Origin of the sequence: Kitasatospora sp. NPDC059088 (assembly GCF_042738155.1) — a bacterium.
In the GTDB taxonomy this organism is placed as follows: domain Bacteria; phylum Actinomycetota; class Actinomycetes; order Streptomycetales; family Streptomycetaceae; genus Kitasatospora.
The window spans coordinates 11,081-19,685 of sequence record NZ_JBHYGR010000129.1; the positions used below are offsets into that span (position 1 = coordinate 11,081).

Below are 8,605 nucleotides of genomic sequence, written 5' to 3' on the forward strand. Positions count from 1 at the left end.
GGCGGTGCACCACCCGGCCGCCCCGCCGCCCCGCCGCCCTACGGACCAGCCGCCCGCCGCGCCCCGAGCGGGCTCACTCGTTGTGCAGCACCTCGGCGATCGGCAGCCGGGCCGCCGAGCGGGCCGGGACCAGCGCGCCGAGGACGGCGATCGCGACGCCCGCGAGGGCGAGGGCGGCCAGCAGCGGGGCGCCCCAGACGTCGATCATCGCGTCGGTGAAGTGGATGATCCGGACGTGCTCGGCGATCAGCCGGTGCACCAGGATCCCGACCGGGATGCCGACGATCCCGCTGACCACGCCCTGCCAGGCCACCGAGGTGACCGTCATCCCGACCACCTGCCGGGGCGTCATCCCGATCGCCTTGAGCATGCCGAGGTCGCGGCGGCGCTCCCGGATGGTGAGCAGCAGGGTGTTGAAGACGCCGAGCGCGGCGACCACCGACAGCAGGACGGAGAAGGTCGTGCTGAACGTCTTGATCGCGACGACCGACCCTTCCGTGCTCGGGGCGACGACCGCGGTGCCCAGGCTCGGGTCGGCGTCCGTGACGGCCTTCCGGTAGGCCGCGGCGTCGGCGCCGTCGGCGAGCCGCACGTCGTACTCGACCACGTGCGGGTCGGAGGTGAGCAGCGCCCTGGTGGCGGCGTTGGAGGAGAGCGCGTTGGCGTTGCCCTGGGTCTCCAGGCCGACCAGGGTGACGGTGGTCCGCCGGTCGTCCAGGGCCAGGGTGATCCGGTCGCCGAGCTTGAGCCCGTGCTGGTCCAGGAAGGCCGGCCCGGCCTCGGCCTCACCGAGCCCGGTGGCCGGGCGGCCCTCGACCACGTTCAGCCGCCGGTGGTCGACCATGGCGTCGCCGCCGTAGAAGTTGGCGAAGACCGGCTGGGGCTGGCCGACGATGCCGACCCGCACCAGGCCCCGGACGGAGACCTGGTCGGCGCCGGGGGTGGCGTGCAGCATCGCCTCGGTCTGCTCCGCGGTCAGCCGGGGCGCGAGCTTGCTGCCGGAGAAGACGGCGGTCTGCACGTTGATGTGGGTGTGCTGGTCCGGTGCGGACATCGAGGCGGCCAGGGTGCTGGTCAGCCCGGTGGTCACGGTCACGGTGACCACGCCGAGCGCGATCGCCGCCATGGTCAGCGCGGTGCGGGCCGGGCGGGCGAAGGGCTGGCCGAGGCCGAGGCTGACGGCGCGGGGCAGCCTGGTGCCGCTCAGCCACCGCTGGACCTTGAGGCCGCGCCCGGTGCGCGGCGCACTGCCCGCCGAGATGGCCTGGGCGGCGGAGAGCCGCCGGGCCCGCGAGGCCGGGACGAGCGCGGCGAGGGCGACCAGCAGCGGGACGCCGAGCAGGGTCGCGGCGGGCAGCCAGCCGGCCGGATCGATCACGGCGGTGCCGGTGGCGATGCCGCTGAACGCGGTCTTGAGGATCGGGTACGCGGCCGTCCAGCCCGCCGCCGTGCCGAGCACCGTGCCGACGACCGCGGGCACCGAGACCATCGTCAGGTAGACCGTGACCACCTGGCGCGGGGTGAAGCCGATCGACTTGAGCACCCCGATGTGCCGGTAGCCGGAGACCACCGCGCCGCTGACCACGTTGCCGACGATCAGCGCGGCGACGACCAGGCCGAGCACGCCGAAGACCGTCATCACCGGCAGGTAGGCGTCGGCGCCGGCCGAGAACGCCTGCTTGAGCACCAGGTAGGACTGGGCGTTGGCGACCGCGCCCTCGGGCAGGCCCTCGGTGGCGCGGCCGAGCGAGGCGGTGAGCCGCTGCTCGGTGGCCGCGTCGGTGAAGCGGTAGAGCATCTGCCGCCCGGTGGGGTGCAGGGCGGCCGCCTGCTCGGGGGTGACCCAGCCGCCGGCGGACTGGCTCATCTCGCTCGCGAAGCCGACGACGGTGAGCCGCTCCCCGGTGCCGGTGGTGAGCCGGGTGCCGAGGTTCCCCTCCGAGGAACCCCCGGCGGTACCGATGACCACCTCGCCGGGCGCGGTGGCCCAGCGGCCGGACAGCAGCTTCACCCGGTCCACCGGCGCGGCCGCCGGGTCGGGCCGGCCGACCAGGATCAGCGGGCCGGGCGGGTGCCCGATCCAGTCGGTGGGGATGGTCACCACCGCCTGGTCGAAGGGCCCGGCCGTCGCCTCGACGCCCGGCCGGTGTGCGGTGGCGGCCAGCTGCTCCGCCGAGGCCTTGGCCGGGTCGAAGAGGGCGCTGACGTGCGCGCCGCGCTCACCCTCGAAGGCGGTGTCGAAGGGGGCCCGGGCGGCGCTGATCACCGCGAGGGCGAGCAGCACCGTCGCGGTGGAGCAGAAGACGACCAGTCCGATCACGACGGTCTGCACCCGGCGGCGCTTCACGGCCGCCCGGGAGGCCCGCCACACAGCACTGTTCACGAGGACCCCTCCAGCATCCGCTCGCGCGCCACCTTGCCGTCGGCGACCTCGACCAGCCGACTGGCGCAGCGGGTGGCCAGGTCGGGGTCGTGGGTGACGATCAGCAGGGTCTGCCCGATCTGGTTGAGGTCGATCAGCAGGTCCATCACCTGCTCGCCGGAGCGGCTGTCCAGCGCGCCGGTCGGCTCGTCGGCGAGCAGCAGCGCGGGACGGTTCATCAGGGCGCGGGCCACCGCGACCCGCTGGCGCTCGCCACCGCTGAGGGTGGCCGGGTAGACGTCCTTGCGGTGCGCGACGCCGAGTTCGTCCAGCAGCTCCAGCGCGCGGCGGCGCGCCTGCTTGGCGCTGGTGCCGGTCAGCTGGGCGGCCAGGGCGACGTTGTCGAGGGCCGGGAGGTCGTCGATCAGGTTGAAGAACTGGAAGATCATGCCGATGTGGCGGCGGCGGAACAGCGCCAGGCCGTTCTCGTTCAGCCCGCCGAGGTCCTGCCCCTGCACCCGGACGCTGCCGGAGCTGGGCCGGTCCAGTCCGGCCACCATGTTCAGCAGGGTGGACTTGCCGCACCCCGAGGGGCCCATCACGGCGACCGCCTCACCCGCGCGGATCCTCAGGTCGACGCCGTCGAGCGCCTTGGCGTCGCCGAACTCCTTGTGCACCCCGGACAGCTCGACGACGTACGGCGCGTCGTCGGGCCGGGTGGTCCCGTCGTGGTCGTTGCTCATGGTCGACGACGGTAGGCGCGGCCTCCCGGGCCGGGCGTCCCACCCCGGGTGTAACCGCAGGTCGCCGTAGTACCCGGGATGTACGCGGGCGGCACCCCCGGATGATGTCGATCAAGCCCCGGCCTGGGAGGCTTGACGCCGTGTGGGGAACAGGGACGGACTGGATCGCGATCGCGACGGCGGGCGCCGCCTGCGCGGCCGCCGGCTGGCTGGGCGTCGCGCTGGTACGGGCGCGGCGGCTGTACCGGGCGGCCATCGGCGAGCGCGGCTGGCTGCTGGAGCGTGAGCGGGAGAGCGCCGCGAGCGCCGCCGTGGACGCCGAACGGGCGCGGATCGCGGCCGAGTTGCACGACATCGTCAGCCACAACGTGAGCCTGATGGTGGTGCAGGCCGGGGCCGCCCGCGAGGTGCTGGCCACCATGCCGGAGGAGGCGGCGGCCGCGATGGGCGCGGTCGAGGCCGCCGGACGGGACGCGATGACGGAGCTGCGGCACCTGCTCGGCCTGCTCGCCCCGGCCGCCGACGGCAGCGAGGAGCCGGAGCGCGACGACTTCGCGCCGCAGCCGAGCCTGAGCCGGCTGAGCCCGCTGATCGACCGGTTCGCCTTCGCCGGGCTGCCGGTGGAGGTGCGGGTCTCCGGCGAACCGCGGCCGCTGCCCGGCGGCGTGGACGTGACGGCCTACCGGATCGTCCAGGAGGCACTGACCAACGCGCTCAAGCACGGGGACGGGGTGACGGCGGAGGTGACGGTGCGGTACGCGGACCACTACCTGCGGGTGGAGGTGCTGAACAGCGGCCCGAGCGTGCTCTCCGGCGCGCCCGCCCCCGCCCCGAAGCAGGCGGACGGCGCCGGGCGCGGGCTGCTCGGCCTGCGCGAGCGGGTCGCCGTGTACGGCGGGGACCTGGACGCCCGGCGCCGGCTCGGCGGCGGCTACCGGGTCCGCGCCCGCATCCCGCTGGACCGGCCGTGAACGACTCGGAGGGAACCGTGGAACAGGACCAGCAGCGCCGCCCCCGGGTGGTGATCGCCGACGACCAGGAGCTGGTCCGCACCGGCTTCCGGATGATCCTCACCGCGCGCGGCATCGACGTGGTCGCCGAGGCCGGCGACGGCGCCGAGGCGGTGGCCGCCGCCACCCTGCACCGGCCGGACGTGGCCCTGCTGGACATCCGGATGCCGACCATGGACGGCCTGGAGGCGGCCCGCCGGATCCTGGCCGCGGTGCCCGGCTGCCGGGTCATCATGCTGACCACCTTCGACCTGGACCACTACGTCTACGCGGCGCTGTCCGCGGGGGCCAGCGGCTTCCTGCTCAAGGACGTCACCTCGGCCCACCTCGCCGCCGCCGTACGCCTGGTGGACACCGGCGACGCCCTGCTCGCCCCGTCGATCACCCGCCGGCTGGTGGAGCGCTTCGCGACCGGCGCCCCGCACCCCGCCGCGCGCGGCACCGACGCGCCGCGGCTGCACCGCGACCTCGCGCCGCTCACCCCGCGCGAGGCGGAGGTGCTCGGCCTGCTCGGACGCGGCCTGTCCAACGGCGAGTTGGCGGTCGAACTGACCCTGAGCGAGTCGACCGTGAAGACCCACGTGGCCCGGATCTTCGCCAAGTTGAACCTGCGCGACCGGGCCCAGGCGGTGGTGCTCGCCTACGAGACCGGCCTGGTCGCACCGGGCACGAACGACTGACCGTCAATTCCCTTCCCCGTCACGATGATTCGCATGACAATCAGCCGGCTCACTCATTAGGGGGAACAGCTCGAAGGATTCACATTTTTGCCAGTCCATGGGGGAGCATCTGCGTATCCGCGACCGGAGCGACGAACACCGTCCGCGCGGCACCACCCCGCAGGACGAAGACCATTGGACAGGCCCGTGACCACCACCACCCCCGTGTGGGACTGCCCCTTCCACCACACCGACGGCCTGGAGTTCGACCCCCTCCTCAAGCGGCTGCTCACCGAGGCCCCGATCGCCAGGGTCCGCCTGCCCCACGGCACGGGCGAGGCCTGGCTGGCCACCCGCTACGAGGACGTCAAACTGGTCACCACCGACCGCCGGTTCAGCCGCGCCGCGGGCATCGGCCGCGACCTGCCGCGGATGACGCCCGCCACCATCGCCCAGGCCGAGTCCATCAACCTGATGGACCCGCCCGAGCACAACCGGCTGCGCCGCCTGGTCGCCCAGGGCTTCACCAACCGCCAGGTCGAACGGATGCGCCCCCGGACCCAGGCCATCGTCGACGGCTTCCTCGACGAGATGGCCGAGCACGGCGCCCCCGCCGACCTCGCGCACTTCCTCTCCGCCCGGCTCCCGCTCCACACCATCTGCGAACTGCTGGAGATCCCCGAACCGGACCGCGACCGGCTGCGCGCCCGGGCGGTCGCGATGATGCGGACGGGCCCCGGCAGCCGCGAGGGCCAGGAGGAGGCCAAGGCCGGCCTGCGCGCCTACTTCACCGAGCTCACCGCCGAGCGCCGGGCCCACCCCGGCGAGGACCTGATCAGCGCGCTCGCCACCGCCCGCGACGGCGAGGACCTCCTCGACCCGGACGAACTGGCCGTCATGGCGATGGTCCTGCTGGTCACCGGCCACGACACCAGCACCTACCAGCTGAGCAACATCACCTACACCCTGCTCACCCACCCCGAGCAGCTCGCGAAACTGCGCGCCCGGCCCGAGGACCTGCCCCGCGCCCTGGAGGAGCTGCTGCGCTTCATCCCGTTCCGCCAGGGCCCCGGCATCGCCCGGATCGCCACCGAGGACGTGGAGCTCGGCGGCGTGCTGATCCGGGCCGGCGAGGCCGTGCACGTCTCCTACCTCACCGCCAACCGCGACCCGGCCGCCTACGAGCACCCCGACGAGCTGCGCCTGGAGCGCACCGACGGGCCCGTCAACATGGCCTTCGGCCACGGCCAGCACCGCTGCCTCGGCTCGCACCTCGCCCTGATGGAACTCCAGGTCGCGATCGGCACCCTGCTGCGCCGCTTCCCCGGACTGCGCCTGGCCGTCGACCCGGCCGAACTCGACTGGGAATCCGGCTCGATCTGGCGCTTCCCGCAGACCCTGCCGGTCGCCTGGTAGCCCGCTCCCCCCGACACACCGTTCCCGCACCGGGGAGACCCACACACCCATGGCCACACTCTGCCGCCCCGCCGTCGCCGTGCCCGAGCACGTCATCACCCTCGACGAGACCCTCGACCTGGCCCGCACCCTGCACGCCGGCCACCCCCGACTCGGCCTGGCCCTGCGGCTGATCGAGAACACCGGGGTGCGCACCAGGCACCTGGTCCAGCCGATCGAGCGAACCCTCACCCACCCCGGCTTCACCCACCGCAACCAGGTGTACGAGCAGGAGGCCAAGCGCCGCGTCCCCGAGGTGGTCGAACGCGCCCTCGGCCACGCCGAACTGGGCGCCCAGGACATCGACCTGATCATCTACGTGTCCTGCACCGGCTTCATGATGCCGTCGATGACCGCCTGGCTGATCAACGCCATGGGCTTCCGCTCCGACACCCGCCAGGTGCCGATCGCCCAGCTCGGCTGCGCGGCCGGCGGCGCCGCCGTCAACCGCGCCCACGACTTCTGCCGCGCCTACCCGGGCGCCAACGTGCTCATCGTCGCCTGCGAGTTCTGCTCGCTCTGCTACCAGCCGAGCGACCTCGACGTCGGCTCGCTGCTCTCCAACGGCCTGTTCGGGGACGCCGTCGCCGCCGTGGTGATGCGCGGCCGGGGCGGCCGCGGGGTGCACGTCGAGCGCAACGGCTCGCACCTCGTCCCGGACACCGAGGGCTGGATCTCCTACGGGGTCAAGGACACCGGCTTCCACTTCCAGCTGGACAAGCGGGTGCCCGGCACCATGGAGATGCTCGCCCCCGCACTGCGCACCCTGGCCGGACAGCACGGCTGGGACGTCTCCGGGCTCGGCTTCTACATCGTGCACGCCGGCGGCCCGCGCATCCTGGACGACCTCTGCCACTTCCTCGACCTGGAGCCCTCGACCTTCCGCTACAGCCGGGCCACGCTGACCGAGCGCGGCAACATCGCCAGCGCCGTCGTCTTCGACGCCCTGGCCCGGCTGTTCGCCGACGGCGGCGTCGCCGAGGGCACCACCGGCCTGATCGCCGGCTTCGGACCGGGCATCACCGCCGAGATCTCGCTGGGCAGTTGGGTCGACACCCCGGTCGAACCGGTGCGCCGGCGCCCGCGCGCCGTCTCCACCTCCGACATCGCCCTCGTCCACCAGGGCGCCCCCCGCCGTTTCCCGGCCGGCACTACGATCTCCGAATGACCGACACCACGGACCGCACCGACACCGATTCCGCCGCCAGAGCGGCCGAACTCGCCGCGCTGTTCCCGGCGTTGCACGCGCCGCAGTACTGGGCCTGGGGCCGCTACGACGCCCAGTTCTCGACCGTGCTGCCGCCGGACGAGCTGGTCACCAACATCCACCTGGTCGGGTTCGCGGACGGTGGCGTGGTGCTCTGCCGGGACGACCGGAACCACTGGTTCCTGCCCGGCGGCACCCGGGAGAAGGACGAGTCCGTCGTCGACTGCCTGATCCGGGAGCTGCGCGAGGAGGCCGGCGCCCGGCTGCTCGGCGAGCCGGCCTGGCTGGGCGCGCACCGCTGCCACACCGAGGACCTCGTGCCGTACCGGCCGTGGCAGCCGCACCCGGACAAGGCCTGGCTGTGGGGCTGGGGCGAGGTCGAGCTGGACTCCACGCCGACCAACCCGGCGGACGGCGAGCAGGTGGTCGAGGTCCGGGCCGTCCCGGTCGCCGAGGCGCAGCGACTGCTGCTCGGCGGGCACGACGCCTGGTGGGGCGAGCTGATCGGGCTGGCGGTCGAGCTGCGACGGCGGGCCGGGCGGGGCTGAGGGCCGAGAGGGGCTGGGGGTCGGGAGGCGAGGATCACCCGAACAGGCGAGCAGGGCGAAACAGTGTCCGATTTGTCATGATATCTCTCGGCCATGGGCACCTTTCACCTGGCCGCGGACTACCCGCTGCTGAACGTCTTCTGGACGATGCTGGAGCTGTTCCTCTGGATCCTCTGGATCTTCCTGCTGTTCAAGATCATCACTGACGTCTTCCGCAGCCACGACCTGAGCGGCTGGGGCAAGGCGGGCTGGCTGGTCCTGGTGATCATCCTGCCGCTGATCGGCGTGCTCGCCTACCTGATCGCCCGCGGTGACTCGATGCACAAGCGGGACCTCTCCCAGGCCCAGCAGACCGAGGCTGCGGTCAAGGCGTACATCAAGGAGGCCGCAGCGCCGGAGGGCGGCGGCGCTCGCAGTCATGTCGACGACCTGGCGGCGCTGGCGGACCTCAAGGGCAAGGGCCTCATCTCCGACGAGGAGTACCAGCGGGCCAAGGAGAAGCTGCTCGCCTGAGGTCACCCGCACGGCGGGGGGGGGGGGCGGGAGCGGCCCCCCGCCCCCCCCGCCGCCGGGGCCCGCGCCCGCGGGCCGGGCCGGGTGGACCCCCCCCCCCGCGCGCGG

At 73.6% G+C, this 8,605-nt stretch carries 8 protein-coding genes; 6 read left to right on the forward strand and 2 right to left on the reverse strand.

The window, feature by feature from the left end:
- Positions 1-73: 73 nt before the first annotated feature.
- Both ACFWXO_RS36960 and ACFWXO_RS36965 read right to left on the reverse strand, forming a co-directional pair.
- Entirely contained in the window at positions 74-2,383 is a 2,310-nt protein-coding gene (locus ACFWXO_RS36960; protein ID WP_380529674.1) for an ABC transporter permease, read from the reverse strand.
- On the reverse strand, positions 2,380-3,105 hold the full coding sequence (locus ACFWXO_RS36965) for an ABC transporter ATP-binding protein (RefSeq protein WP_380529676.1): 726 nt from the start codon (positions 3,103-3,105) through the stop codon (positions 2,380-2,382). The genes ACFWXO_RS36960 and ACFWXO_RS36965 overlap by 4 nt, the downstream gene beginning before the upstream one ends.
- 140 nt (positions 3,106-3,245) lie before the next feature.
- Here ACFWXO_RS36965 and ACFWXO_RS36970 point away from each other — a divergent pair, with 140 nt between their 5' ends.
- The 6 genes from ACFWXO_RS36970 (at position 3,246) to ACFWXO_RS36995 (ending at position 8,497) form a co-directional block, all read left to right on the forward strand.
- Positions 3,246-4,076, forward strand: coding sequence for a sensor histidine kinase (locus ACFWXO_RS36970; RefSeq protein ID WP_375897140.1), 831 nt, complete (start codon positions 3,246-3,248; stop codon positions 4,074-4,076).
- A gap of 17 nt (positions 4,077-4,093) precedes the next feature.
- Positions 4,094-4,795, forward strand: a complete 702-nt coding sequence (locus ACFWXO_RS36975; RefSeq protein ID WP_380529678.1) for a response regulator — start codon at positions 4,094-4,096, stop codon at positions 4,793-4,795.
- Positions 4,796-4,981: 186 nt separating this feature from the next.
- On the forward strand, positions 4,982-6,190 hold the full coding sequence (locus tag ACFWXO_RS36980; RefSeq protein ID WP_380529680.1) for a cytochrome P450: 1,209 nt from the start codon (positions 4,982-4,984) through the stop codon (positions 6,188-6,190).
- A 49-nt stretch (positions 6,191-6,239) separates the two neighbouring features.
- A complete protein-coding gene (locus tag ACFWXO_RS36985) occupies positions 6,240-7,397 on the forward strand; it encodes a type III polyketide synthase (protein ID WP_380529682.1) in 1,158 nt (385 codons plus the stop codon).
- Positions 7,394-7,984: an NUDIX domain-containing protein gene (locus tag ACFWXO_RS36990; protein ID WP_380529684.1), complete on the forward strand. Its 591-nt coding sequence runs from the start codon at positions 7,394-7,396 to the stop codon at positions 7,982-7,984. The genes ACFWXO_RS36985 and ACFWXO_RS36990 overlap by 4 nt, the downstream gene beginning before the upstream one ends.
- A gap of 93 nt (positions 7,985-8,077) precedes the next feature.
- A complete protein-coding gene (locus tag ACFWXO_RS36995) occupies positions 8,078-8,497 on the forward strand; it encodes an SHOCT domain-containing protein (RefSeq protein WP_375897129.1) in 420 nt (139 codons plus the stop codon).
- The last annotated feature ends 108 nt before the right edge of the window (positions 8,498-8,605 follow it).

Bases quoted from the DNA above. Each gene is read 5' to 3' on its own strand.
- ACFWXO_RS36965 (WP_380529676.1), bottom strand. From the start codon at position 3,105: ATGAGCAACGACCACGACGGGACCACCCGGCCCGACGACGCGCCGTAC.
- ACFWXO_RS36985 (WP_380529682.1), top strand. From the start codon at position 6,240: ATGGCCACACTCTGCCGCCCCGCCGTCGCCGTGCCCGAGCACGTCATC.
- ACFWXO_RS36990 (WP_380529684.1), top strand. From the start codon at position 7,394: ATGACCGACACCACGGACCGCACCGACACCGATTCCGCCGCCAGAGCG.
- ACFWXO_RS36995 (WP_375897129.1), top strand. From the start codon at position 8,078: ATGGGCACCTTTCACCTGGCCGCGGACTACCCGCTGCTGAACGTCTTC.